This is a genomic window from Aeromonas sp. 97A (genome assembly GCF_051919185.1).
Taxonomy (GTDB): Bacteria; Pseudomonadota; Gammaproteobacteria; order Enterobacterales; family Aeromonadaceae; genus Aeromonas; species Aeromonas veronii.
The window spans coordinates 3,324,692-3,348,230 of record NZ_JBQBFF010000001.1 but is presented as its reverse complement, the minus strand read 5'-3'; the positions used below and the strand labels follow the sequence as shown (position 1 = coordinate 3,348,230).

Here is a 23,539-nt window from a genome sequence, read left to right as displayed (position 1 = left end):
TTATCCATACTGCCTCACTCAGCCCCGGGAGTTTTTCATGTTGATCAAGCGTCGTACCGCCCACCCCCTCACCGAACAGGATGTCACCCCGGAAGCCGTCTATCAGGACCGCCGTCTTATTCTCAAAGGGCTGGGTCTGGGCGCGGCTACTCTGGCGTTTCCCACTCAGGCCGGTGTACTCGATCTGCTGCGCGGTAAAGAGAATGCTCCCCAGTTAGCCACCAAACCGCTCAACAGCAAGCCTGCCGAGCGCCCGGCCAATCTGGTGCTGACACCGGAAGAGAAGGCCACCAGTTACAACAACTTCTATGAGCTGGGTACCGACAAGTCCGACCCGGCTCGCAACGGCCATTACCTCAAGCCCGAACCCTGGACCCTCAAGGTGGAGGGGGAGGTGGCCAAGCCCTTTACCCTCGATGTGTGGGACCTCATCAACAAGAGCGAGCTGGAGGAGCGGATCTACCGGCTGCGCTGCGTTGAAGCCTGGTCCATGGTGCTGCCCTGGAATGGTATCTCGCTGGCAGAGATCATCCGCCGTGCCGAGCCCACCAGTCGCGCCAAGTTTGTTGCCTTCGAGACCCTGTTTGATCCGAAACAGCTGCCGGGTCAGGCTTCCAGTCTGGGGGGCGGTATAGAGTATCCCTACGTTGAGGGGCTGCGTATCGACGAGGCGATGCATCCTCTTTCTTTCCTTGCGATGGGGCTCTATGGCAAGAGCCTGCCCGCCCAGAATGGCGCGCCGATTCGCTTGGTGGTGCCGTGGAAGTACGGCTTCAAGAGCATCAAGAGCATCGTCTCGATCCGGCTGGTGGAGGAGATGCCGCCGACCACCTGGAACCTGCTGGCTCCCAACGAATATGGCTTCTACGCCAACGTCAATCCGCAGGTGGATCACCCGCGCTGGAGTCAGGCCAGCGAGCGCTTTATTGGCGAGGGTGGAGTATTTGGTGCCAAGCGTCAGCCGACCCTGATGTTCAACGGCTATGGTGACGAAGTCGCCTCGCTCTATCAGGGGATGGATCTGCGCCAATGGTACTGAGATTGAAACCGGCCCATATCCGCGGCTTGCGGGCGCTGGTGCATCTGGGCTCCTTGGGTTTCCTGCTCTGGTTGGTTTTTGCCATTCCGGCAGGTCTGCTGGGGGGCGATCCGGTGCCCGAGCTTATTCACTACCTCGGCAAGGGGGCGCTCAACCTGCTGCTGCTCACCCTGCTGGTCTCGCCGCTGGCCAAGCGTTGGCGGCAGGGGCAGCTCATCAAGCTGCGCCGCCCCCTCGGGCTCTGGTGTTTTGTCTGGGCACTGCTCCACTTCATGGCGTGGCTGGGGCTGGATCTGCAGTTTGACTGGGGTCTGATTGGCGGCGAGCTGGTTAAGCGCAGCTATATCGTGGTGGGGATGGTGGCCCTGTTGCTGCTGGCCGCCCTCAGCATCACCTCGCTGCCCGCATTGCAGCGCCGCATGGGCGCCGCATGGCAGAAGCTGCACAACTGGGTCTATGCCATCGCCTTGCTGGTGCCGGTGCATTACTGGTGGTCGCTCAAGAGTGGTTGGGGGGAGCCCCTCATCTATCTGCTGCTGGCCTGCGCCCTGCTCTGGCCGAGACGGGAGAAACTGCTGCGCCCCATGCGGGGACGCTGGAATGCAAAAGAGGCCTAATCGGCCTCTTGTTGTTTGATCTCGCCAGTGTAGGCATCGACGATGAGATGCACCTTCTGATCCTGGCGATTGAGGGTTTTGACCTCGAATTTGTCCCCTTCCAGCTCCACTTCCCGAATGTCGTGATACCCTTGCGCCAGCAGGAGTTTGACCAGCCCGGCCATGTCGAGACGGCTCTGGGCCGCCCAGCTTGTGGCACTCAACAGGCAAAGGATCAGCAGGAAACTGCGCGGGATCATATTCATTCCGGATTCATGGCTGGCAGACTATAAACGCCATTATGTTAGGTTTTTGGAGATGAATCATCCATGAATAGAGCGCTCCCTCTGCTTGGGTTATTGCTGCCGTTGCTGGCACAGGCGGTCACGCCTGATGAAGCCATGCTGCAGCAAGCTGTCCATGAGGGACGGGTTCGGCCCTTCCATGAAATGATGGAGGTGGCGGCCAGATTGCCGGTGCGGGTGTTGCGGGTGGATCTGGGAGAAGAGGATGGTATCTGGCTCTATGAACTGCGAGTCATCGATCGGGAAAACAGCGTGATCAAGGTAGCCTATCGGGCCGACAACCTTGAGCTGGTGTGGGCCAAGGGCCACCATCTGGAGCGGTTGTTCGAACCACCAAAGCCCCCGGTCGAGGATGATGAATAACCCCTGTGTGGAAGCCTGTTCATGCGAATTCTGATTGTTGAAGACGAAAAAATTCTGGCTGGTCAGCTGGCCGAACAGCTGCGCCTTTCCGGCTTTGTCACCGACCTCTGCCACGATGGCAACGAGGCCGGTTTCCTCGGTGAGACTGAACCCTATGACGCCATCATTCTCGACCTCGGCCTGCCGGGGCGTGATGGCCTGAGCGTGCTGAAAGAGTGGCGCAGCAAGGAATCGATACCCCTGTGCTGGTGCTGACCGCCCGTGGTCAGCTGCACGAGAAGATCGAAGGGCTCAACGCCGGTGCCGATGACTACCTGACCAAGCCGTTCCAGGTGGCCGAGCTGGTGGCGCGGGTCCATGCGCTGGTGCGCCGGGCGGCGGGCAACGCCAGCTCCATTCTGGAGATCGGCGGGGTGCGGCTCGACATGGCGGCGTCGCAGGTGTGGTACGAAGGGACTCCCATCAAACTGACCGCCCACGAGTTCCGGGTGCTGGGTTACCTGATGCAGCACAGGGGCAAGGTGGTGTCGCGCAGCGAGCTGATCGACCACATCTATGCTCAGGATTTTGACCGTGACTCCAATACCGTGGAGGTGTTCATCGGCCGGATCCGCAAGAAAACCAACCCCGATCTGATTGAGACAGTGCGCGGCCTCGGGTACCGGATCAACGAATGAGGCTGGTGAGAACCCTGCGGGGGCGACTGGTCGCCATCGCGCTGGTGTGGTGCGGGCTGTTTCTGTTCGCCACCGGTTTCAGCCTGCAGACAATGATGCGCAACTACTGGCAGGAGGCGGAGGCCGACGGCCTTCGCCTGCAGCTTTATGATCTGCTCTCCCGGCTGGAAGTGGCCAAAACCGGCCTGCCGGTGGTCACCGGCTCCCTCTCCGATCCCCGTTTCAATCAACCCTACTCCGGCTACTACTGGCAGCTGGAGTTGGGCCGCGATGTAGTGGGGCGCTCCCGTTCCCTGTGGGATACCAACCTGAAGAGCGATGGCCTCAAGTCGGCGTTTGGCGATCCCGACCTCTTCGTCGGCAAGGGGCCCAACAAGGAGCCGCTGCTGATCATGACCCGTACCGTGCTGCTGCCCGGTTCGGATCGGGTCTTCACTCTGGTGATGGCCAAGGACAGCAGCGCCCTGACCCAGACCCTCAACAAGACCCGCATCAGCCTGTTCCTCGGTCTCGGCTTTGCCGCCGCCGGTCTGGTGCTCGGCTTCATGTTCCAGATCGTCTACGGCTTGCGGCCGCTGCACCTGCTGCGCCGCGAACTGGGGCGGGTTCACGAGGGTCATCAGGAGGGCTTCCGGCTGCGCTATCCGCTGGAGATCCAGCCGCTGGTGGAGGATATCAACCGGCTGCTGCACCACTACGGCGAGCTGCTGCAGCGGGCGCGCTCCCACACCGGCAATCTGGCCCACGCCCTTAAGACGCCGCTCAGCATCATGCGCAATCAGGTGGCTCAATTGCCGCCGGAGGATCAGGCCGCCATCGGCGAGCAGCTCGACCAGATCCAGCGCCATATCGATTACCACCTCGGCAAGGCCCGGGTGACCGGCGCCGCCAAGATCCTCGGGGTCTCGACGCCGGTGCGGGCGCGGGTGGAGTATATCTGCCGCGCCTTCTCCCGCCTCTATCCGGGCAAGACGGTGGATCTGCAAGTGCCCGCCAATCTGGCGGTCGGGGTGGAGGAGCAGGATTTCGATGAGATGGTAGGCAACCTGCTGGAGAACGCCTTCAAGTGGTCAGCCAGCGAACTGCGCATCTCCAGCGCCGAGCTGGGGGGCTGGATCACCCTGCGTATCGAGGATGACGGCCCCGGCATGAGCGAGGATCAGATCGCCAAGGCGGTGCTACGCGGGGTGCGGCTCGACGAGAAGGTGCCGGGCTCGGGCCTCGGTCTCAATATCGTCTCCGATCTGGCGGAAGCCTATCGGGGTAGTTTCATCATGGGCCGCGCCGAACTGGGCGGTCTGGCCGCCTCCCTCTCGTTGCCCAAGGTGGCAAGAGTCGAGAGCTAGGCATAACATATGGCATTTGTTTTAGCCTGAGGAAGAGAAGCATGACCGACGATCCGTGGGCACTGTGTCACCTTGACGATTCGTTTGATGCCTCTGTGCTGGGGGTCAAGGGCGCCCAGATCCAGTGGTTTGAAGACAGGGATGGCCTGATCGCGTTCCTTCTGGAAGATTTTGTCGACTTGCTGGCCGATGTGGGCGAGCTGGACGAGGAGCAGACCGAGCAGGCGCGCGAGCGCTTCACCCTGCTGGTGGAGCAGAGCTTCGACGATCGCACCCTGATGGATGCCATCAACGATCTCGCCTCCGGTCTGCGTCGCATCGCCTGGTTGGGGCCGCTCTCGGAGCTGGCCGAGATCAGCGACGAGTTTGCCTCCGGACTGCGTCGCTATTTCTGGAGCCAGTACGACGGGGATGAAGATGACCCGGACGCCTGGGTGCCGGAAGAGCTGTGGCCGCAGCTGGTTGAATGCGCGCAGGAGTATATGGAGGAAGGGGAGTTCTAAACTCGTTCCGACCATGCCTGCGCTTTGGCAGACGGATAAAGAAACGGCGCCTTGATGGCGCCGTTTTTATTGGGTGGCAATCGCCTTAGCCGTTGGCCGGTACCGCGTGGGCGGTGTTGGCCAGCACAGGGCCTGTGTACTTCTCGATCTGCAGCTGGGCCATGTGGCCGCAGTTGCCCTGTGCCAGACTGGACGAGCCTTCGTCGAAGGTGAGGCAGTTGACGTTGCCGTTCTTGCAGATGCTACCCGCTTCGCCCGGCTTGGCCGGGTCATACCAGGCCCCTTCGCAGATCCGCACCACCCCTTGGCGCACATCCTCGGAGAGCAGGGCGCCCACCAAAATCTGGCCGCGCTCGTTGAAGGCGCGCACCAGATCCCCCTGAGCGATGCCACGGGCCTTGGCGTCGGCGGGATAGATCATGATCGCCTCGCGGTCGGCGATGGCGAACTTGTCCCGCAGCGGGGTGTTGTCGAGCTGGGAGTGCAGCCGCTGGGTCGGGTGGGAGGTGTTGAGGGACAGCGGATAGCGCGCCGCCACCTCGCTCTGCACCCACTCCTTGGGCTCATACCACTTGGGATGGCCGGCACAGTCGGCATAACCCATCCCCGCCACCGTGTTGGAGAAGATCTCGATCTTGCCGGACGGGGTGCCGAGCGGGTTGAGCAGCGGATTCTCGCGAAAATCGGCGTGACGGATCCACTGGCGGTTGGCCTCGGGGATCGGGAAGCGGATGTAGTTGTTGGATTCCCAGAACATGTTGAACGGCGGCAGCGCCACGCGGGCACCACGGGCCTGCGCCGCCATGCCGTCGTACATCTGCTTGAGCCACAGCATCTCGTCTTTGCCTTCGGTGTACTGCTCCTGCACGCCGAGCTTGGCTGCGATGGCGCTGAAGATGTCGAAGTCGTTGCGAGCTTCAAACTGGGGCGGTACGCACTGGTGCATCGGGAACACATAGCGCTGGGAGTAGTCGCCGCCCATCTCCAGATCGTTGCGCTCGTAGCTGGTGGTGACCGGCAGCACGATATCGGCGTGTTTGGCGGTGGCGGTCCAGTAGGGCTCGTGGACGATCACGGTCTGCGGCTTGCGCCACGCCTGCAGCAGGTTGTTGGTGTCCTGATGGTGGTGGAAGGGGTTGCCGCCCGCCACGTAGACCAGCTTGATGTCCGGATAGGTCACCTTGCGGCCGTTGAAGTCGATGGTCTTGCCCGGATTGGCGAGGCAGTCGGCGATGCGGGCCACCGGGATCGGGGCCGGGCTGTTCTTCGGTGCGTTGCCGGCGGAGATCCCCGCCAGAATGCCGCCCTTGGCGGTGGGGCTGCCACCGGAGGAGTAGTGGTAGCTGAAGCCGTAGCCGCCGCCCGGCAGGCCGATCTGGCCCAGCATGGAGGCCAGAGTGACCAGCATCCAGTTCGGCTGTTCGCCATGCTGCTGACGCTGCATGCCCCAACCGGCCATGATCATGGTGCGCTTGGCTGCCATGTCGAGGGCCAGCTGGCGGATCACCTTGGCATCGACGCCGCAGACGCTGCTCGCCCACTCGGCGCTCTTCGGTTGGCCGTCATCCTTGCCGAGCAGGTAGTTCAGGAACTTGTCGAAGCCGACGGTGTAGCGATCAAGGAAGGCTTGATCGTGCTTCTTCTCGCTGTAGAGGGTGTGGGCCACACCCAGCATCATGGCCACGTCGGTGTAGGCGTTCGGGGCAATCCACTCGGCGCCGACCAGCTTGGCGGTCTCGTTGTAGATGGGGTCGATGCTGATGACGCGGGTGCCTTTCTCTTTCAGCGCCTTGAAGCCGGCCTGACCTTCGTGATCCGGCATGTTCCAGCTGTTCTTCAGGGTGACCTGAGCATTGACCCCCCACAGCACCACCAGTTCGGCGTTCTCCACCACGTTGGGCCAGGCGGTCTGCTGTTCGTACACCTCGATGGAGCCCATCACGTGGGACATGATCACCTGAGCCGCACCGGTGGAGTAGTCACCGGCATAACCGGTGAAGCCGCCGGAGAGGTTCATCAGGCGGTGCAGCAGGGTGCGGCTGTTGTGGAACATGCCGACACTCTTCCAGCCGTAGGATCCGGCGTGGATCGCCTGCGGGCCGAAGTCACTCTGCACGCGCTGGATTTCACCGGCCACCAGTTCGATCGCCTTGTCCCAGCTCACTCGCACCCACTCGTCGGCACCGCGCAGCTCGGGTTTGGCGCCCGGGCCGTGCTCCAGCCAGCTCTTGCGCACCATGGGATACTTGATGCGGTTCTTGGCATGCACCTGGAACGGCGCCATATCGATGAGATCGTTCGGCGCCGGATCATCGGCCACCGGCTGGACGCGCACCATGCGGCCATCTTCGACGATCGCCTCGAAAGCCCCCCAGTGGGCGCCGGTCAGAATGCCCTTCTGGGCGGGCACCAGGGTCGGGAACTGGCTCAATGCGGTGCTGATGGCTTGCGCCAGCGCACTCTTGGGAAAAATACCGCCGAGCAGGGGCAGGGCTGCGCAGGCGCCGAGCCCCTTGAGCAGGTTGCGGCGGGACAGATTGGTCTTCTTGTCATTGAAAAAAGTCATAACGGTTTTCCTCTGTGCCAGCCTTAGTGGGCCGCGCTCATGTCACTGGCGTGTTTCTGGACATACTGGGTCAACATGCGAGCCTGTTCCGGGGTCAGGGAGGTACGAGATTCCATCCCCTTGATGACGCCGATCCACTGGTTGGCATTGAAGTGATCCAGCGCGGTGAGGCCGTGGCAGCCGGTACAGTTGTTGGACATCAGGGTGGAAGCGTATTGCCACAGCTTGCCCTGATCGCCGATGAGCTGGCTCTGGTCGACCCAGGCGGTCAGCTTGACCTGATGCCAGGTGAGGTTGGTGGCGCTGTCGGTTTCGCTCTGTCCGGTGACCAGTGCTTTCTTGGCGGCATCGCCGACCAGTACGCTGAGGATCCGTTTGCCCGGTGCGGCGTAGAATACTTCGCTCACACCATCCTGTTGCCAGCCTTCGATCTGCACCTTGGCGCGGCCGTTTTCGTTGGCCAGCACTTCCACCTTGGTTGAAGGCATCAGGGTACCTTCGTCAGTCTTGGCGGCGGCATCGAGGAACAGCGGGGTGGTGGCGATGGCGTAACGGGTAGTGACGTTGGCCGGAGTCTGGGCCGCAGCCTGTGCCAGCTCGCTGGCACCGGCGGCTGCCAGGCCGCTCATGTCAGGCATGATGTGGGCGACACCACGGTGGCAGTCGATACAGGTCTGGCCTTCCTTGATGGCGACCGGGTGCTCGGCGCGGGCATTGGGGCGCTGGGCCAGAATGTCCATCGCCTCGTAGCTGTGGCAGCTGCGGCAGGTGGCGGAGTCGTTGGCTTTCAGCTCGTCCCAGACGGACTGAGCCATCCGCAGCTTGTGGGCTTCATACTTTTCCGGGGTATCCAGCGTGCCGATCGCCTCGTGATAGATATCCTTCACTGCGCGGATCTTGGTCCACAGGTAGGAGGTGGGATCGCCCGGGATGTGGCAGTCGGCGCACTCGGCGCGGATCCCCTTGGTGTTCTGGAAGTGGACACTGCCCTGATACTCGGCGAGCGGAGTCTGCATGGAGTGGCAGGAGACGCAGAATTCGGTGGAGCTGGTCTTGTGCAGCACGGTCACGGTGACACCCAGTGCCGCGACACCCAGCAGGGCCCCGAGCAGCAGGAGCCAGAACCAGGTTTTTCTTATCAGTTTTCCAATCATGGCGGCGTTTTCCTACGGTCAATAATTACCTACATAGTACTAGTCCAATAGTAGTAGTAATGACAGGGATAAGGCGTTGACCTCCATCATGGTTTATATTTTTGATTGTTATCACATTTTGTCTTTTGTTTTGTTATTGGCATAATTATCGAATTAAATTCAATTGTTTTCTGTTTTATCTATTTGTGCACTTTCCGCGACAGCTGTTAGCCCCCTCGCAAAACCCCACAAGATTCGCTGATATAGTGAGCAGTGAGCCTCAACGGAGTGTCGCTGATGAGCCCTTTCTCACTGCTGTGTGTCGCCGCCAACGTGCAACTGCTGGCCGAATTCGAACAGGAGTTGGCTCCGCTGCTCGGCCATTTCGCGCTGGTGGTGGTGGTCGGTCAGGGGTCGGCTGAGCTGGCCTTGGACGAGCTGGATCGCAAGGGGCAGCCACCCGCCGTGGTGGTGTGTGACAGCGAGCTGGGGGATGGGCGAGGGGCCGATTTTCTGATCCGCCTCGGCAGCCGTCACGAGGCGTGCCGCAAGATCCTGCTCGGCAGCCAGCCGGAGATGAAATCGATCATCGAGGCGGTCAACCTCGGTCGTCTCGACTACTACCTGCAACGCCCCTGGCGCGATGGCAGCCTGCGCCGGGCGGTGATCGAGCAGGCGAGCCACTTTGTATTGCAGCGTCCCGAGGCGGATCTGCTGAGCTATGCCGCCGTGCTCGACAACCAGAAGCTGCTGCGAGCCCATGTCGATCGCCAGTTGGCTGCCTATCGGCAGGGCTTTATGGATTACACCCACTGCAGCGATGAAGAACTCTCCCGGGTGGTGATCGACGGCCTCTACCAGTTTTTCGAGGGCAATGACGAGGAGCGGGTCTGCCGCCACTACAGTCCGGGCCATGTGCTGACCCGCGAGGGGGAGCCCAACAGCTTCCTCTGGTTTATCGCCAAGGGGGAGGTGGTGCTGCGCAAGCGGGACGAGCAGGGGATCGATCAAGAGGTGGTGCACTACCGCACCGGCTCGCTGGTGGGGGGCATGTCCTTCGTAACCGGCGAACCCGCCTTCACCACCGGCGTGACCCTGACCGGTGCCGAGGTGATCAAGCTCGACAAGCTGCAATTCTCCCGGGTGATGCAGGCGCGCAGCGAACTGCTCCCCTCCTTTACCAACCTGCTGCTGCGCCACTTCAACCGCCGTCTGCAAAACAGCATCCGTACCGAGATGCGGCTGCAACAGACCCTCAACTCCCTCGATGCCGCTCACGCCCAGCTGGTGGAGAGCGAAAAGATGGCGATGCTGGGTCAGCTGGTAGCCGGTGTCGCCCACGAGCTGAACAACCCGGTGGCGGCCATTATCCGTGGCAGCGAGACCCTGCGGGCCGCCATCCCCGATCTGGTCAATCTCGAGCTGCCAGCACCCATCAAGGGGCTGGGCAACCAGACCCTCTGTCAGGCGCTGACCGCCCAGCCGGTCTCGACCAGCGAGATCCGTGACAAGACCCGACAGGCGGAGGGGCGCTTTGGTGATCGCCAGCAGGCGCGGCTGGCGGTGCAGATGAATCTGGATGACGAGCTGAACTGGCAGCGCTGGTTTGCCAGCCGCACTGCCGACGAGCGGGAGGCGCTGCTCTCCCGGCTGGAGCTGTTCCAGCAGACCGGCAGCTTCCTGCGCAACATCGAGGTGTGTGCCCGTCGCATCGGCGATCTGGTCAAGAGCCTCAAGCAGTATGCCCGGCAGGATCGGGACGAGCCCTCGCTGGTTGACCTGCACGAGGGGCTGGAAGATACCCTGATGATTTTCGAAAACCGCCTCAAGCATCATGAGCTCTGCAAGGAGTACCAGCCGTTGCCGCTGGTGCGCTGTCACCCTATTGCCCTGCAACAGGTGTGGACCAACCTGATCGCCAACAGTCTGGATGCCATGAGCGGCTCGGGGCGACTCACCATTCGCACCGGGTTGCTGGATCCCGAGTGGGTCATGGTAGAGATCGAGGATAGCGGTTGCGGCATCGAGCCCGAGCTGTGGCAGCGGATCTTCGATCTCAACTTCACCACCAAGCGGGAGGGCCATTTTGGCCTCGGTATCGGTCTGAGCGTTTCGCTGCAGATAGTGCAACAGTACCACGGCCGGATTGAGGTGGCCTCCGAACCGGGCCGTTACACCCGGATGCGGGTCTGTCTGCCGCTGGACGGCATGGGTCAGGCCGGTTACGGGGGCGAACCTCATCACAACAAGGAGCATGCGGCCTGAGCCGTGGTCAGCATCAATCGCGCGGCGTGCCAAACCATGTCGCCAAGGAGGAGCAATGAACAAACACTATCTGATCCTGTGTGTGGACGATGAGCGTGAGGTGCTGGATGCGGTGATCCACGATCTCGCCCCGTTTCGTTCCCACTTCGAACTGGAAGCCGCCGAGAGCGTCGATGAGGCGCGTGCGGTGGTGGAGGAGTGGGAGAGCGATGGCAACAAGCTGGCGCTGATCCTCTGTGACCACATCATGCCGGGAACCCTGGGGGTCGATTTTCTGGTGGAGCTGAACCGGCGTGCCACCACTCGGGCCAGCCGCAAATTGCTGCTGACCGGACAAGCGGGGCTGGAGGCCACCGTCGAAGCGGTCAATCGTGGCGGGTTGCACTACTACCTTGCCAAGCCGTGGAAGCTGGAGACCCTGCAAGAGGCGGTGCGCGAACAGCTGACCGACTACCTGCTGGCGGAAGATGGCGAGAATGCCTTCCACTATGCGCCGCTGCTCAATCAGGCGCGGCTGTTTGCCGCCATCCACGATCACCCGTTCGACGAGTAGGGGAAGTTGGGCTTTCGCGGTGGCAGTTGTATACTGTCTGCATATACAGTATTGCAGGTAGCCACCGATGCGACTCTTTATCGCCGAGAAGCCCACGCTGGGCCGCGCCATTGCCGATGCCCTGCCCAAGCCCCACAAGAAGGGCGACGGTTTTATCGAAACAGCCCAGGGGGATGTCGTCACCTGGTGTATCGGCCATCTGCTGGAGCAGGCCGAGCCCGATGCCTATGACGCCGCCTTCAAGCTGTGGCGGATGGAGCATCTCCCTATCATCCCTGCCCAGTGGCAGCTGGTGGCCAAGCCCAAGACCAAAACCCAGCTCACCGTCATCAAGCGGCTGATCAAGCAGGCCGACTGCGTGGTCAACGCCGGTGACCCGGACCGGGAAGGGCAGTTGCTGGTCGACGAGGTGATCGACTTTCTCGGCTACCCGAAAACCAAGCCGGTGCAGCGCTGCCTCATCAGCGATCTCAACCCGCCTGCGGTGCGCCGCGCCCTCGACAAACTGAGGGACAACAAGGAATTCGTACCGCTGGCGGTCTCGGCGCTGGCCCGCAGTCGGGCCGACTGGCTCTACGGCATCAACATGACCCGCGCCTATACCCTGCTCGGGCGCAAGGCGGGTTGCAGCGAGCTGCTCTCGGTTGGCCGGGTGCAGACCCCGCTGCTGGGGCTGGTGGTGCGGCGGGATCTCGAGATCGAGGCCTTCGTGCCCAAACCCTTCTACGAGGTGCTGGCCCATCTGCTGACCGATAGCAACGAGCGCTTCACCGCCAAGTGGCTGCCATCGGAAGCCTGCCTGCCGTGGCAGGATGAGGAGGGGCGGGTGCTCAATCGGGCGCTGGCCGACAAGGTGGTGAGCCGGATCAATGGCCAACCCGCACAGGTTGAATCGGTGGAGGAGCAGGCCCGCAAGCAGGCGGCGCCGCTGCCCTATAACCTCTCCAGCCTGCAGATCGATGCCGCCAAGCGCTTCGGCATGGATGCCAAGCGAGTGCTCGATATCTGCCAGAGCCTCTACGAACGTCACAAGCTCATCACCTACCCGCGCTCCGACAGCCGTTATCTGCCGACCGACCACTTCAAGCGGGCCGAGCAGGTGCGCAGTGCCATCGCCGCCACAGCGCCCGCGCTGGCCAAGGCAGCTGCCGAGGCGGACGGCAAGATCCGCAGCAAGGCGTGGAACGACAGCAAGGTGGATGCCCACCACGCCATCATCCCCACCGAGAAGCAGGGCAACCCCGCCACGCTGGGGGCCGACGAGGCGAAGCTCTATGGCCTGATTGCCCGCCAGTATCTGCTGCAGTTCTATCCCCCGTTCGAATACAACGACAGCAAGGTGCTGCTGCGCATCGCCGGTGGCCTGTTTCAGGCCAAGGCGCGGCGCATCCTCAAGGCAGGCTGGAAGGCACTGCTCGGGGTGGAAGAGGATGACGACGAAGAGAAAGCGGGCACATTGCCGGCTCTCAAAGAGGGGGAGCAACTGCTCTGCGAGCGGGGCGAACTGCTGGAAAAGATGACCCAGCCCCCCAAATCGTTCACCGATGCCACTCTGCTGGCGGCCATGACCGGCATCGCCCGCTATGTGCAGGATCCCGAGATCCGCAAGACCCTGCGCGACACCGATGGCCTCGGCACAGAAGCGACCCGAGCAGGCATTATCGACCTGCTGTTCAAGCGACGCTTTCTGGTGCGTCAGGGCAAGAGCATCAAGGCGACCCCGACCGGGCGGGCGCTGGTTCAGGCGTTGCCAGCCACCGCTACCACGCCGGATATGACTGCGCTGTGGGAGCAGAGTCTTGGCCAGATCGCCGAGCGCCACGGCAGCTACCAGCAGTTTATGGGGCCGCTCACCGAGCAGCTTAACGGCCTTATTGAAGGGGCGCGGCAGGACTCCGGCGCCAGCTTCAGCGCCCTGCCCAAGGAGGCGCCGGGTGCCGGCAAGCGGCGTTTTACCAGGCGCAAGAGTCCGGCGGCCAGCACGACTGGCGGGCCCCGACCGCGCAAGACGGCCAGCAAGCGCCAGGCCAGGGTGGCATAACGAAAAAAGGCGCCCATCCTGGGCGCCAAAGGCATTGTTGTCAGGCTGCCTGAGTGGACAAGCTGGCACGGATCCTGTGCTGGTAGTGCAGAACCACACCGAGAAACACCAGATCCTTGAACAGGAAGAACTCGGTGACTGGCACGCCATCAACCACTTTCCAGACACCTGTCAGGGTCAGCAGGAAGCTCAGCGTCGCCAGGAAGGTGACGATAGCCCCCATGCTGCACCAGTAACCGATGCGAGGTTGCCACAGACCCACGACCAGCCCGATAGCGATCACTATCTCGACCACCCCGATCAGGTTCGATACGCTCTGTTCCGACAGGGGGCCATAGAGCCAGCTCATCAAGGGGTGGCTGGCTACCAGTGGTTTGATGGCGGCTGCCTCTGTCGGGGTAAACTTGAAGACGCCGATCCAGAGCAGGGTCAATACCACGCCCGCCAGGGCGACCAGAAAGCCTTTGTCATGTTGCTGCATGGGGGGCTCCTTGTTTAAGGGGTCAGAGTGACGGGCGGGAAGTCGATCTCGGTCGCCGCCAGGTGGTTGCCATAGTTGGTCAGGGTATTGACCACCACCTGGCCGAGCACCTCCAGCAGCAGCTCGTCATCTACGCCTGCGGCACGGGCGCTAGCAAGCTGCTCGTCACTGATCACCCCGTGCTGGTTGACCAGTGCCGTTGCCAGTTGCAGCAGGGCGTGATCAAGGGGAGCCGAGGCTTGGCCGAGCCGGGCTGCCCGGATCTCCTGGGCCGAGAATCCGGCCTTGCCCGCCAGTAGTGTGTGGGCAGACAAACAGTATTGGCAGGCGTTGGCTTGACCTATGGCCAGTGCCAGCAACTCCCGTTGTGGGGCAGTGAGGCGCCCCTTGCCAAGCGCCTCGGCAAAGCCCAGGAAGCCATTGAGCAGGGCTGGCGAGTGGGCCAGGGTGGCGTAGAGGTTGGGCACCATGCCCAGATTGCGTTGCAGGGTGGCCAGGGTCTGGGCGGCTGCGGGTTGCGGTTGGGATACGGGTTGGATACGGCTCATGATCTTCTCCTGTGGTAGTGAAGGTACGGGAGACAGTGTGCCGTCATTCGTGATACGGTTTATCACTCATCGTCTGCAAATAAATACTATTCGTCTCAAATATGGATCCGCTCTCTGCCCTGTTGGTTCATGCCTCCCCCGAAGCCAAGATCTTCTTCGCCGGCAACCTGTGTCAGAACTCCTCCAGTGATGATTACCCGAGTGGCGGACATCTTCATCTGCTGCGCAGTGGCGCCGTCATGTTGCGTGAAGAGGGGGGCGCCAGCTTGCTGCTTGAGGAGCCGACCCTGATCCTGTTCCCTCGGGGACGTCCTCACAAGCTTGAACCCAGAACGTTGGGGGGTTGCGATCTGGTGTGTGCCAATGTCGCATTCGGCAAGGGGGGAGCATCGCCGTTGCAACTGGCATTACCGGGCTCGCTGGTGCTGCCACTACGTGAGCTGCCTGCCCTGACGCCGGTGCTGAACCAGCTGTTTGACGAGGCGTTTCACCCCCGCTACGGGCAGGATCCGCTGATCTCCCGCTTGCTGGAGGTACTGTTGATCCTGCTGCTGCGTCATCTGGTCGAGCAAGGGGGGTGTCAGCAGGGGATGTTGGCAGGTATTTCCGATCCCCAGTTGGCCAAGGCGATCTCGGTGATGCATCAGCGTGGGGATGAACCCTGGACGGTGGCCACGCTGGCGCGGGAGGCCGGCATGTCGCGGGCCCGCTTTGCCGCGAGGTTTCAGGAGCGGGTTGGTCAAGCGCCGCTGGGTTATCTGACCCGCTGGCGCATGGCGCGAGCCTGCCAGCAACTGCTGGCGGGGGAGCCCATGGTACAGGTGGCGCTGGGGGCGGGGTACAGCAGCAGTGTTGCCTTTGGTCGGGCATTCGAGCGGGAGCTGGGGGTGAGCCCGGGGCGCTGGCTCAAGGCGCAGCAACAAGCCGAATAAAAAACGGGGCAGCCAGTGGCTGCCCCGTTTTCATAACCGGTCAGCCGGTATAGACGTTCTCTTCCGGATAACGGATGCGGGTCTCGACCGGGCGGGCCAGCATAAAGGCCAGGGTCAGAGGGCCGAGACGGCCGCAGATCATCACCAGTACCAGGATCAGCTTGCCCGGCTCGCTCAGGGAGGCGGTGATGCCGGTGGAGAGGCCGACGGTGGCAAATGCCGAGATGGTCTCGAACATGATTTTGTCGAACGGCAGATCCTCGGTCACCATCAGCAGGAACATCGCCAGCATCAGCACCATGGTGCTGACGATGATGATGGCCAGCGATCGGGTCACGATCTGGGGCGACAGGGTGCGGCCAAAAGCGGTGACATGGGGCCGTTTGGTCAGAAACGCCTTGGTCGCCAGCAGCACGACCGCGAAGGTGGTCACCTTGATACCGCCACCGGTCGAGGTGGCACCGGCACCGATAAACATCAGCATCATCAGGAACAGCAACGCCGCCGGGGTCATCAGCCCGATATCTATGGTATTGAAACCGGCGGTACGGGCACTGGCAGACTGGAAGAAGGCAGCCAGCAGCTGGCCACCGATACCGGCCTTGCCGAGGGTGCCCGGGTTGTTGTGTTCCAGCAGCCAGAACATCAAGGTACCGGCCAGCAGCAGCGCCGGGGTCATCAGCAACATCAGCTTGCTGTGCAGCTTCAGCTTGCGCCAGCGGCGGTTGCGCACCAGATCGACGATGACGGTAAAGCCGATCCCCCCCAGGATCAGCAGACCGGCGATGGTCAGGCTGATGATGGGGTCGTCCCTATAGTCGATGAGGTTGTTGGCAAACAGCGAAAACCCGGCGTTGTTGAAGGCTGATACCGCGTGGAAGAAGCTGACATAGAGGCCGTGCACCCACCCCATCTCGGGCACCCAGCGGATCGCCATGATGCCGGTACCGATCAGTTGGGCGATAAAGGCGAACAGCACGATACGTTTGACCAGCTGAATGATGTTGACCGAGCCTTCCTGTCCCAGCGCCTCCTTGGCCAGCACTTGTTGGCGCAGACCGACCCGCTTGCTGAAGATGGCGATCAGCAGCAGGGTCATGGTCATCTGGCCCAGACCGCCGATCTCCATCAGCATCAACAGGAAAATTTGCCCCTGCAGGGTGAAGGCGGTGCCGGTATCCACCACGCCAAGACCTGTCACGCTGATGGCCGAGGTGGCGGTAAACAGGGCGTTGACGAAGGTAACCTCGCCATTGTGGCTGGAGGGTTGCACCAGAAAGATGGTGCCAATCAGCAGAATGATCAGAAAGCTGCCGAGGATCAGCCGGGCTTCGCTCCAGCGAGAGTCCTGCTCCCGATGGAGGGCGAAGGCGTAGCTGCTGCGCCAGTTGATCATAGGGTTTCGAGCCAGTGGTCGATGGCGTGCTTGTTGCCCGCCAGGATCAGGATGTCGCCCAGTTGCAGCTCCATCTTGCCGGTCAGCACGTTGTGCAGCACGTCACCACGCTTGATGGCGAGCAGCTGGAAATCGCTCTGTTGCAGCAGATGGAAGTCGCCCAGTTCCCGGCCGTTCTGTTGCAGGCCAATCACGAACTCGGTCAGCACCATGTCGTGGCCCAGCTCCAGATAGTCGAACAGCCGGTTGTCCAGCATGCTCTGGGCGACCCGACGGCCCATGTCCCACTCCGGGTTGATCACCTTGTCGGCGCCCACTTTCTGCAGGATCTTGGCGTGGAACTTGTCGCGCGCCTTGACCCACACCTTCTTCACGCCTGCCTCTTTCAAGACGAGGGTGGTGAGGATGCTGGTCTCCAGGTTGTCACCGATGGCAACGAAGACGATATCGAAATTGGCCAGTCCCAGCTCGGCCACGGTGGCCTCATCGGTGGCATCCGCCACGATAACGTGATTGCAGAGGGCGGCGATTTGCCGGGTCTTGCTCTCGTCGATATCGATGGCCAGTACTTCGGCATCTTGCCGTTGCAGCTCTTCGCACAGCGCGCTGCCAAACAGGCCCAGGCCGATGACGGCAAACTGGTTGTTCATGAGTTATTCCTCAGCAGTTGAAGTCGCCTACTCTAAACCACTGCTATTCCCCCGAAAAGGGCTCGGGTTTTTCGTCATGGGGCAACTTGAGGTAGACTGCGCCCTTGCACCAAGCCGGGATAGACCGATGAAACTGAATGCCAACGCCTCCTTGTTGAAGCTCAACACCCTTGCCCTCGATGCGTACTGCCTCTGGCTGGCCGAGGTAGAGCAGGTTGCCGATCTGGCAACCCTGCGTGCCGATCCGCAGCTCAACCAGTTGCCTCGCCTCAATCTGGGCGGCGGCAGCAACATGCTCTTCACCACCGATTTTCTCGGTCTGGTGGTGCTCAACCGGCTCAAGGGGATTACCGCTGAAGATGGTGGTGATCACTGGTTGCTCCATGTGGCGGCTGGTGAAGATTGGCATCAGCTGGTGCGCCATACCTTGCAACAGGGCTGGTTCGGGCTGGAGAATCTGGCGCTCATTCCCGGCACGGTCGGTGCGGCGCCGGTGCAGAACATCGGTGCCTATGGCGTTGAGCTGGCCGACTTCTGTTCCTATGTCGAGGCGTTCAACTGGCAGAGTGGCGAGATTGAACGGATCGCGGCGGCAGAGTGCCGCTTCGGTTATCGCGACAGCATCTTCAAACACGATATCAGGACTCCCACCTGATCACCGCAGTCGGGCTCACACTGCCCAAGGCGTGGCAACCGGTGCTGGGCTATGGCCCGCTGGCGGCGCTCGGTGACGCGCCTTCGGCGCAGGCCATCTTCGATACCGTCTGTGCCACCCGCATGGCCAAGCTGCCGGATCCCGCCGTACTCGGCAATGCCGGCAGCTTCTTCAAAAATCCGGTGGTGCCTGCCGCGCTGGCGGAGAATCTCAAGGCGCGCTATCCGCAGATGCCCTGCTATCCGGCCGGAGAAGGGCAGGCCAAGCTGGCGGCGGGCTGGCTCATCGATCAGTGTGGTCTGAAAGGTTTCGCCATCGGTCGCGCCGCTGTTCATCAGGAGCAGGCGCTGGTGCTGGTCAATCTGGGGGGCGCCAGTGCCATGGAGCTGATCGCGCTGGCGGCTCATGTCCGTGACAGCGTGGAGCAGACGTTTGGCGTGGTGCTGGAGCACGAGGTGCGTTTTATGGGTGCGCACGGTGAAACCTGGCTCGACGAGGTGCTCTCATGACCCTTACTCCCATCAGACAGACCCTGATCACTCTGCTTAGCGACGGCCAGTTTCACTCCGGCGAACAGCTGGGTGAGCAGCTCGGCATCAGCCGGGCGGCGGTAAGCAAACACATGGCGGCGCTCAAGGAGCTGGGGCTGGATCTCTTTAGCCTGACCGGCAAAGGCTACCGGTTGGCGGTACCGATGGCGCTCTATGATCAGGCTACCTTGCAGGTACTGGCCCCGATGGCGCCGGTGCACTGTTTTCCGGTCATCGGCTCGACCAACCAACACCTGCTGGATCGGGTCAATGAGCTGCGCTCCGGCGAGAGTTGTCTGGCCGAGTGTCAGACAGCTGGGCGCGGTCGTCGTGGCAAACCCTGGATTTCTCCGTTTGGTTGCCAGCTGATCCTCAGCATGTACTGGCGACTCGAACAAGGCATGGCGGCGGCCATGGGGCTCAGTCTGGCGGTCGGCGTGGCAGTGGTTGAAGCGCTGGAGTCCCTTGGTTATCTGGGGGTCGAGCTCAAGTGGCCGAACGACCTCTACTATCAGGGCCGCAAACTGGCGGGAATACTGGTGGAGATGAGCGGTAGCGCCGGGGCCAGTTGTCATCTGGTGATCGGCATCGGTCTCAATCTGGCGATGCCGGCCCGCGAAGGTGAGAAGATTGATCAGGCCTGGGCCGAGCTGCGCCACATCAATCCCGAGCTGGTCGATCGCAATCAGTTGGCGGCCCGGATGATCGTCCATCTGCAGCGGGCGTTGCATACCTTTGAGCAGCAGGGGTTGGCAAGCTTTGTCGATGAGTGGAACCGGCTCGATCACTTTGCCGGTCGCTCGGTGCGCCTGCTGATGGGGGATCAGGAGATCCGCGGCATCGCTCGTGGCATCGACGATCGCGGCGCCCTGCGACTGGAGACAGGCGAAGGGATCAAATTCTATCTGGGGGGCGAGCTCTCCCTGCGCCGGGGCGACTGAGGGTCAGTAAGGCCGCTCATGATACCAAACAAGAAGAGGGGGCCCGCGGGCCCCCTCTTCGTTATCCGGCAACCGACGTCATCATTTGCGCAGTTTGATCTGTTCGATGGCGTGCTCATGGCCCTTGGTCATGATCAGGTTGGCTCGCTCACGCGTTGGCAGGATATTTTCTTGCAAATTCAGATAGTTGATATCTTGCCAGATGTTGCTCGCGATCTGGGTCGCCTCACTCTCCGCCAGTTTGGCGTAGTTATGGAAGTAGGAGTCGGGATCCGAGAAGGCGCCGCTGCGGAATTTCAGGAAGCGTTCGATATACCAGGTGCGCAGCAGTTCGGCATCGGCATCCACATAGATGGAGAAGTCGACGAAGTCCGACACGAAGACCCGATGGGGCTCCTGAGGGTAATCCATGCCGCTTTGCAGCACATTGAGCCCTTCCAGGATCAGGATGTCCGGCTGCTCCACCACCTTCTTCTCATCGGGAATGATGTCGTAGATAAGGTGGGAGTAAACCGGCGCTTCGACCTTCTCGTGACCGGCGCGGATATTGGCGACAAATTCCACCAGATGGCGGATATCGTAGGATTCCGGGAATCCCTTGCGGCGCATCAGGCCGCGATCTTCCAGTACCTTGTTGGGGTAGAGGAAGCCGTCGGTGGTGACCAGCTCCACCCGCGGGTGTTCCGGCCAGCGCTCCAGCAGGGCCTGCAGAATACGGGCCGTGGTGCTTTTGCCCCCGGCCACACTGCCGGCAATGCTGATGATATAGGTGCCCTTGCCGCGGGACTGGCCGAGAAACTGCTCCAGCACCCGGCTGCGACGCTGTTTGGCTTTGACATAGAGATTGAGCAGGCGGGAGAGAGGCAGATAGATCTCTTCCACTTCCCGCAATGACACCTTCTCGTTGATCCCGCGCAGGGTCTGCAGATCGTGTTCGGTCAGGGTCAGGGGGACCGAATCGCGCAATAACGCCCATTGTTCGCGGGTGAATTGCAGATAGGGGTTATGCTCTGTCGTCATGGTGTCATCACTGTTTCTTGGGCACGGCGACCATACACCAAGGGTGGGGGAGCGACAAGGGACGCAGCAGGATTGGCTTGTTTGCCCCCGCTTTTTTGCAAACTTCCCAGCAATAAAGCATATTTTGCCGGGTTCAATGGTTGCATCCCCCAAAACCTTACAATAAAATGCGCGACGCTTGACTGTCTGTCGTCTATTTGCCGTGCAAAAGCGATAAACACAACGGGTGCAAGCAGAATTACCGTTGTGACAATCTGGCGTCTGGAGGGGTTCCCGAGCGGCCAAAGGGATCAGACTGTAAATCTGACGGCTCTGCCTTCGAAGGTTCGAATCCTTCTCCCTCCACCATATTTCTCTGCGGTTTGAGTTCTTTGGGTTAGAGAAATGCGGGCATCGTATAATGGCTATTACCTCAGCCTTCCAAGCTGATGATGCGGGTTCGATTCCCGCTGCCCGCTCCAAGATGCTGATATGGCTCAGGCGTTAGCAGAGCCGCACCCTAGGGTGAGTTCGGCAAGCGAACCAGCCATCAGTACCTCTCTCTTTCCCACCAGATTCAAATCCATCATATAAACTGTTCTGTGGTTAGCTTGCCACCGCGTACTCAGCGTTAGTTTAGAGGGACGATCATGTCTAAAGAAAAATTTGAGCGTAATAAACCGCACGTTAACGTGGGTACCATCGGCCACGTTGACCACGGTAAAACCACCCTGACTGCAGCTATCACCAACGTGCTGGCCAAGCACTTCGGTGGTAAAGCTTTCGCCTTCGACCAGATCGACAAGGCACCGGAAGAGCGTGAGCGTGGTATCACCATCAACACCTCCCACGTAGAATACGACACCGCTACCCGTCACTACGCCCACGTAGATTGCCCGGGTCACGCCGACTACGTTAAAAACATGATCACCGGTGCTGCCCAGATGGACGGCGCGATCCTGGTAGTGGCAGCGACTGACGGCCCGATGCCGCAGACTCGTGAGCACATCCTGCTGGGTCGTCAGGTTGGTATCCCGTACATGATCGTGTTCATGAACAAGTGTGACATGGTTGATGACGAAGAGCTGCTCGAACTGGTTGAAATGGAAGTTCGTGAACTGCTGACCGAGTACGACTTCCCGGGTGATGACCTGCCGGTAGTTCGTGGTTCCGCACTGAAAGCGCTGGAAGGCGACGCTCAGTGGGAAGAGAAGATCATCGAGCTGGCTGGCCACCTGGATACCTACATCCCGGAGCCGGAGCGCGCGATTGACCAGCCGTTCCTGATGCCTATCGAAGACGTATTCTCTATCGCTGGCCGTGGTACCGTAGTTACCGGTCGTGTAGAGCGCGGTATCGTTAAAGTAGGTGAGACCGTAGAAATCGTTGGTATCAAAGATACCGTTTCTACCACCTGTACCGGTGTTGAAATGTTCCGCAAGCTGCTGGACGAAGGTCGTGCAGGCGAGAACATCGGCGCGCTGCTGCGTGGTGTTAAGCGTGAAGACGTAGAGCGTGGTCAGGTACTGGCCAAGCCGGGTTCTATCAAGCCGCACACCAAGTTCGAATCTGAAGTGTACGTGCTGTCCAAAGAGGAAGGTGGTCGTCATACCCCGTTCTTCAAAGGCTACCGTCCGCAGTTCTACTTCCGTACTACCGACGTGACCGGTACCATCGAACTGCCGGAAGGCGTAGAGATGGTAATGCCGGGCGACAACATCAAAATGGTTGTTACCCTGATTGCTCCGATCGCGATGGATGACGGCCTGCGTTTCGCTATCCGTGAAGGTGGCCGTACCGTAGGTGCCGGTGTTGTAGCCAGCGTAATCGCTTAATCTTTGGCTTACATAAATAAAGCAAAGCCCCTATAATAGGGGCTTTCTTGTGTAGGGGCGTAGTTCGAATTGGTAGAACAGCGGTCTCCAAAACCGATGGTTGCGGGTTCGAGTCCTGCCGCCCCTGCCATATACCTCGTCTCGTACGGGGCTTTTGTGTCTTTGGTTACGTCAGATACAGGTGGGTTGTATGAGTGTTAGTTCTGAGAGCCAGGGCGGAAGCAAGGATACCCTGCTTTGGGGCCTGGTTTTCATTATCCTGGCGGCCGCTGTAGTGGGTAATTACCTGCTCAACGATGTTGTCGCTGCCGTCCGCGCCTTGGGTGTGGTCGTTGTCATTGCTGCTGCCGGTGCAGTAGCCCTGCAAACCACCAAGGGAAAGGCAACACTGGCATTCGCCCGTGAGTCTCGCCTGGAAGTCCGCAAGGTCGTATGGCCGACCCGTCAGGAAGCCATTCAGACAACCCTGATTGTGCTGGCGGTGACCGCCGTGATGGGGCTGCTGCTGTTCGTTCTGGACGGTGCCTTGGTCTGGTTGGTCAACCTGATTACCGGTGTGTAAGGATAAGCCATGACTGAACAACGTGAACAACGTATGAGATGGTATGTCGTGCAGGCTTTTTCCGGCTATGAAGGCCGTGTAGCCAAGTCCCTGCGCGAACATATCAAGATGCATGGCATGGAAGACATGTTCGGTGAAGTACTGGTCCCGACCGAAGAAGTGGTCGAGATGCGTGCTGGCCAGAAGCGCAAGAGTGAGCGCAAGTTTTTCCCGGGTTATGTCCTGGTCCAGATGATCATGGATGAAACCACATGGCACCTGGTGCGTAACGTACCGCGTGTAATGGGCTTCATCGGCGGTACTTCCGACCGTCCGGCACCGATCTCCGACAAAGAGGCCGATGCCATCCTGAACCGTCTGCAGGATGCCCACGACAAGCCGCGTCCGAAAACCCTGTTTGAACCGGGTGAAATGGTGCGGGTTGCCGATGGTCCGTTTGCCGACTTCAACGGTACCGTTGAAGAGGTAGATTATGAGAAGAGCCGCGTGAAGGTCTCTGTACTGATCTTCGGTCGTTCTACTCCTGTTGAACTGGATTTTGGTCAGGTCGAAAAAGGCTGATTGAATTCTGTACGTTTAACGGTTGTCAGGGGCAGCGAATATCTCTATAATTCGCTGCCCCT

Annotated in this window: 21 protein-coding genes, 3 tRNA genes and 2 pseudogenes; 18 read left to right on the top strand and 8 right to left on the bottom strand. The window is 60.8% G+C overall.

What is annotated here, in order from left to right:
• Positions 1 to 37: 37 nt before the first annotated feature.
• Both msrP and msrQ read left to right on the top strand, forming a co-directional pair.
• A complete protein-coding gene (msrP, locus tag ACTG27_RS15155; protein WP_376868889.1) occupies positions 38 to 1,039 on the top strand; it encodes a protein-methionine-sulfoxide reductase catalytic subunit MsrP in 1,002 nt (333 codons plus the stop codon).
• Positions 1,030 to 1,656 carry a protein-methionine-sulfoxide reductase heme-binding subunit MsrQ gene (gene msrQ, locus ACTG27_RS15150; RefSeq protein ID WP_213388079.1) on the top strand — a complete coding sequence of 209 codons (627 nt, stop codon included), beginning with the start codon at positions 1,030 to 1,032 and terminating at the stop codon, positions 1,654 to 1,656. Before msrP ends, msrQ begins: the two co-directional genes overlap by 10 nt.
• On the opposite strand, the gene ACTG27_RS15145 is transcribed toward msrQ, so the two are convergent.
• Entirely contained in the window at positions 1,653 to 1,901 is a 249-nt protein-coding gene (locus tag ACTG27_RS15145) for a PepSY domain-containing protein (RefSeq protein ID WP_013724184.1), read from the bottom strand. The two genes, msrQ and ACTG27_RS15145, sit on opposite strands and share 4 nt — an antisense overlap.
• Before the next feature lie 63 nt (positions 1,902 to 1,964).
• On the opposite strand from ACTG27_RS15145, the gene ACTG27_RS15140 reads away from it, so the two are divergent.
• The 4 genes and pseudogenes from ACTG27_RS15140 to ACTG27_RS15125 all read left to right on the top strand — a co-directional run bounded on the left by ACTG27_RS15140 (position 1,965) and on the right by ACTG27_RS15125 (position 4,829).
• Positions 1,965 to 2,303 carry a PepSY domain-containing protein gene (locus ACTG27_RS15140; RefSeq protein ID WP_005339825.1) on the top strand — a complete coding sequence of 113 codons (339 nt, stop codon included), beginning with the start codon at positions 1,965 to 1,967 and terminating at the stop codon, positions 2,301 to 2,303.
• A 21-nt stretch (positions 2,304 to 2,324) separates the two neighbouring features.
• Positions 2,325 to 2,980 (top strand): annotated as a pseudogene (locus tag ACTG27_RS15135) (response regulator transcription factor).
• Entirely contained in the window at positions 2,977 to 4,326 is a 1,350-nt protein-coding gene (locus ACTG27_RS15130; protein WP_005339828.1) for a sensor histidine kinase, read from the top strand. Before ACTG27_RS15135 ends, ACTG27_RS15130 begins: the two are co-directional and overlap by 4 nt.
• Positions 4,327 to 4,367: 41 nt before the next feature.
• On the top strand, positions 4,368 to 4,829 hold the full coding sequence (locus ACTG27_RS15125) for a hypothetical protein (protein WP_005339830.1): 462 nt from the start codon (positions 4,368 to 4,370) through the stop codon (positions 4,827 to 4,829).
• Between the two features lie 85 nt (positions 4,830 to 4,914).
• On the opposite strand, the gene torA is transcribed toward ACTG27_RS15125, so the two are convergent.
• Complete coding sequence (gene torA / locus ACTG27_RS15120; RefSeq protein WP_439979908.1) at positions 4,915 to 7,395, bottom strand: trimethylamine-N-oxide reductase TorA; 2,481 nt, start codon at positions 7,393 to 7,395, stop codon at positions 4,915 to 4,917.
• Between the two features lie 23 nt (positions 7,396 to 7,418).
• A complete protein-coding gene (locus ACTG27_RS15115; RefSeq protein ID WP_005339847.1) occupies positions 7,419 to 8,549 on the bottom strand; it encodes a NapC/NirT family cytochrome c in 1,131 nt (376 codons plus the stop codon).
• 276 nt (positions 8,550 to 8,825) lie between these two features.
• Between ACTG27_RS15115 and ACTG27_RS15110 the strand changes: the two genes are divergently transcribed.
• The 3 genes from ACTG27_RS15110 to ACTG27_RS15100 all read left to right on the top strand — a co-directional run bounded on the left by ACTG27_RS15110 (position 8,826) and on the right by ACTG27_RS15100 (position 13,387).
• Complete coding sequence (locus ACTG27_RS15110; RefSeq protein ID WP_439979907.1) at positions 8,826 to 10,793, top strand: ATP-binding protein; 1,968 nt, start codon at positions 8,826 to 8,828, stop codon at positions 10,791 to 10,793.
• A gap of 55 nt (positions 10,794 to 10,848) precedes the next feature.
• On the top strand, positions 10,849 to 11,346 hold the full coding sequence (locus ACTG27_RS15105; protein ID WP_013724182.1) for a response regulator: 498 nt from the start codon (positions 10,849 to 10,851) through the stop codon (positions 11,344 to 11,346).
• A gap of 67 nt (positions 11,347 to 11,413) precedes the next feature.
• Entirely contained in the window at positions 11,414 to 13,387 is a 1,974-nt protein-coding gene (locus tag ACTG27_RS15100) for a DNA topoisomerase III (RefSeq protein WP_439979906.1), read from the top strand.
• 40 nt (positions 13,388 to 13,427) lie between these two features.
• Here ACTG27_RS15100 and ACTG27_RS15095 read toward each other — a convergent pair whose 3' ends face one another.
• Both ACTG27_RS15095 and ACTG27_RS15090 read right to left on the bottom strand, forming a co-directional pair.
• Positions 13,428 to 13,868, bottom strand: a complete 441-nt coding sequence (locus ACTG27_RS15095; RefSeq protein WP_005341854.1) for a DUF417 family protein — start codon at positions 13,866 to 13,868, stop codon at positions 13,428 to 13,430.
• Positions 13,869 to 13,882: 14 nt separating this feature from the next.
• Positions 13,883 to 14,416 (bottom strand): carboxymuconolactone decarboxylase family protein, encoded by a 534-nt coding sequence (locus ACTG27_RS15090; protein ID WP_439979905.1) that lies wholly within the window; start codon positions 14,414 to 14,416, stop codon positions 13,883 to 13,885.
• A gap of 101 nt (positions 14,417 to 14,517) precedes the next feature.
• Between ACTG27_RS15090 and ACTG27_RS15085 the strand changes: the two genes are divergently transcribed.
• Positions 14,518 to 15,348, top strand: coding sequence for a cupin domain-containing protein (locus ACTG27_RS15085; protein WP_439979904.1), 831 nt, complete (start codon positions 14,518 to 14,520; stop codon positions 15,346 to 15,348).
• 40 nt (positions 15,349 to 15,388) lie between these two features.
• Here the strand turns inward: ACTG27_RS15085 and ACTG27_RS15080 are convergent, their stop codons facing one another.
• Positions 15,389 to 16,744 (bottom strand): TrkH family potassium uptake protein, encoded by a 1,356-nt coding sequence (locus tag ACTG27_RS15080; protein ID WP_005341850.1) that lies wholly within the window; start codon positions 16,742 to 16,744, stop codon positions 15,389 to 15,391.
• The gene (locus ACTG27_RS15075) at positions 16,741 to 17,394 is read right to left on the bottom strand and encodes a potassium channel family protein (RefSeq protein ID WP_005339863.1); all 654 of its coding nucleotides are present in this window, start codon (positions 17,392 to 17,394) and stop codon (positions 16,741 to 16,743) included. Before ACTG27_RS15075 ends, ACTG27_RS15080 begins: the two co-directional genes overlap by 4 nt.
• A gap of 127 nt (positions 17,395 to 17,521) precedes the next feature.
• On the opposite strand from ACTG27_RS15075, the pseudogene murB reads away from it, so the two are divergent.
• Both murB and birA read left to right on the top strand, forming a co-directional pair.
• A pseudogene (gene murB / locus ACTG27_RS15070) lies at positions 17,522 to 18,558 on the top strand (UDP-N-acetylmuramate dehydrogenase).
• Positions 18,555 to 19,520 carry a bifunctional biotin--[acetyl-CoA-carboxylase] ligase/biotin operon repressor BirA gene (birA, locus tag ACTG27_RS15065; RefSeq protein WP_110304106.1) on the top strand — a complete coding sequence of 322 codons (966 nt, stop codon included), beginning with the start codon at positions 18,555 to 18,557 and terminating at the stop codon, positions 19,518 to 19,520. The pseudogene murB and the gene birA overlap by 4 nt, the downstream one beginning before the upstream one ends.
• An 81-nt stretch (positions 19,521 to 19,601) precedes the next feature.
• Here the strand turns inward: birA and coaA are convergent, their stop codons facing one another.
• Positions 19,602 to 20,540 (bottom strand): type I pantothenate kinase, encoded by a 939-nt coding sequence (gene coaA, locus ACTG27_RS15060; protein ID WP_110304105.1) that lies wholly within the window; start codon positions 20,538 to 20,540, stop codon positions 19,602 to 19,604.
• Between the two features lie 263 nt (positions 20,541 to 20,803).
• Between coaA and ACTG27_RS15055 the strand changes: the two genes are divergently transcribed.
• The 6 genes from ACTG27_RS15055 to nusG all read left to right on the top strand — a co-directional run bounded on the left by ACTG27_RS15055 (position 20,804) and on the right by nusG (position 23,477).
• Positions 20,804 to 20,888, top strand: a tRNA-Tyr gene (locus ACTG27_RS15055).
• A 38-nt stretch (positions 20,889 to 20,926) separates the two neighbouring features.
• A tRNA-Gly gene (locus ACTG27_RS15050) sits at positions 20,927 to 21,001 on the top strand.
• 168 nt (positions 21,002 to 21,169) lie between these two features.
• Positions 21,170 to 22,354 carry an elongation factor Tu gene (tuf, locus tag ACTG27_RS15045; protein ID WP_005339879.1) on the top strand — a complete coding sequence of 395 codons (1,185 nt, stop codon included), beginning with the start codon at positions 21,170 to 21,172 and terminating at the stop codon, positions 22,352 to 22,354.
• 53 nt (positions 22,355 to 22,407) lie between these two features.
• Positions 22,408 to 22,484: transfer RNA gene (locus ACTG27_RS15040), tRNA-Trp, on the top strand.
• A 60-nt stretch (positions 22,485 to 22,544) separates the two neighbouring features.
• A complete protein-coding gene (gene secE / locus ACTG27_RS15035) occupies positions 22,545 to 22,916 on the top strand; it encodes a preprotein translocase subunit SecE (RefSeq protein WP_005306322.1) in 372 nt (123 codons plus the stop codon).
• Between the two features lie 9 nt (positions 22,917 to 22,925).
• Entirely contained in the window at positions 22,926 to 23,477 is a 552-nt protein-coding gene (gene nusG / locus ACTG27_RS15030) for a transcription termination/antitermination protein NusG (RefSeq protein ID WP_005306318.1), read from the top strand.
• The last annotated feature ends 62 nt before the right edge of the window (positions 23,478 to 23,539 follow it).

Coding starts and splice junctions, on each gene's coding strand:
- msrP (WP_376868889.1), top strand. CDS start 38: ATGTTGATCAAGCGTCGTACCGCCCACCCCCTCACCGAACAGGATGTC.
- msrQ (WP_213388079.1), top strand. CDS start 1,030: ATGGTACTGAGATTGAAACCGGCCCATATCCGCGGCTTGCGGGCGCTG.
- ACTG27_RS15145 (WP_013724184.1), bottom strand. CDS start 1,901: ATGAATATGATCCCGCGCAGTTTCCTGCTGATCCTTTGCCTGTTGAGT.
- ACTG27_RS15140 (WP_005339825.1), top strand. CDS start 1,965: ATGAATAGAGCGCTCCCTCTGCTTGGGTTATTGCTGCCGTTGCTGGCA.
- ACTG27_RS15130 (WP_005339828.1), top strand. CDS start 2,977: ATGAGGCTGGTGAGAACCCTGCGGGGGCGACTGGTCGCCATCGCGCTG.
- ACTG27_RS15125 (WP_005339830.1), top strand. CDS start 4,368: ATGACCGACGATCCGTGGGCACTGTGTCACCTTGACGATTCGTTTGAT.
- torA (WP_439979908.1), bottom strand. CDS start 7,395: ATGACTTTTTTCAATGACAAGAAGACCAATCTGTCCCGCCGCAACCTG.
- ACTG27_RS15115 (WP_005339847.1), bottom strand. CDS start 8,549: ATGATTGGAAAACTGATAAGAAAAACCTGGTTCTGGCTCCTGCTGCTC.
- ACTG27_RS15110 (WP_439979907.1), top strand. CDS start 8,826: ATGAGCCCTTTCTCACTGCTGTGTGTCGCCGCCAACGTGCAACTGCTG.
- ACTG27_RS15105 (WP_013724182.1), top strand. CDS start 10,849: ATGAACAAACACTATCTGATCCTGTGTGTGGACGATGAGCGTGAGGTG.
- ACTG27_RS15100 (WP_439979906.1), top strand. CDS start 11,414: ATGCGACTCTTTATCGCCGAGAAGCCCACGCTGGGCCGCGCCATTGCC.
- ACTG27_RS15095 (WP_005341854.1), bottom strand. CDS start 13,868: ATGCAGCAACATGACAAAGGCTTTCTGGTCGCCCTGGCGGGCGTGGTA.
- ACTG27_RS15090 (WP_439979905.1), bottom strand. CDS start 14,416: ATGAGCCGTATCCAACCCGTATCCCAACCGCAACCCGCAGCCGCCCAG.
- ACTG27_RS15085 (WP_439979904.1), top strand. CDS start 14,518: ATGGATCCGCTCTCTGCCCTGTTGGTTCATGCCTCCCCCGAAGCCAAG.
- ACTG27_RS15080 (WP_005341850.1), bottom strand. CDS start 16,744: ATGATCAACTGGCGCAGCAGCTACGCCTTCGCCCTCCATCGGGAGCAG.
- ACTG27_RS15075 (WP_005339863.1), bottom strand. CDS start 17,394: ATGAACAACCAGTTTGCCGTCATCGGCCTGGGCCTGTTTGGCAGCGCG.
- birA (WP_110304106.1), top strand. CDS start 18,555: ATGACCCTTACTCCCATCAGACAGACCCTGATCACTCTGCTTAGCGAC.
- coaA (WP_110304105.1), bottom strand. CDS start 20,540: ATGACGACAGAGCATAACCCCTATCTGCAATTCACCCGCGAACAATGG.
- tuf (WP_005339879.1), top strand. CDS start 21,170: ATGTCTAAAGAAAAATTTGAGCGTAATAAACCGCACGTTAACGTGGGT.
- secE (WP_005306322.1), top strand. CDS start 22,545: ATGAGTGTTAGTTCTGAGAGCCAGGGCGGAAGCAAGGATACCCTGCTT.
- nusG (WP_005306318.1), top strand. CDS start 22,926: ATGACTGAACAACGTGAACAACGTATGAGATGGTATGTCGTGCAGGCT.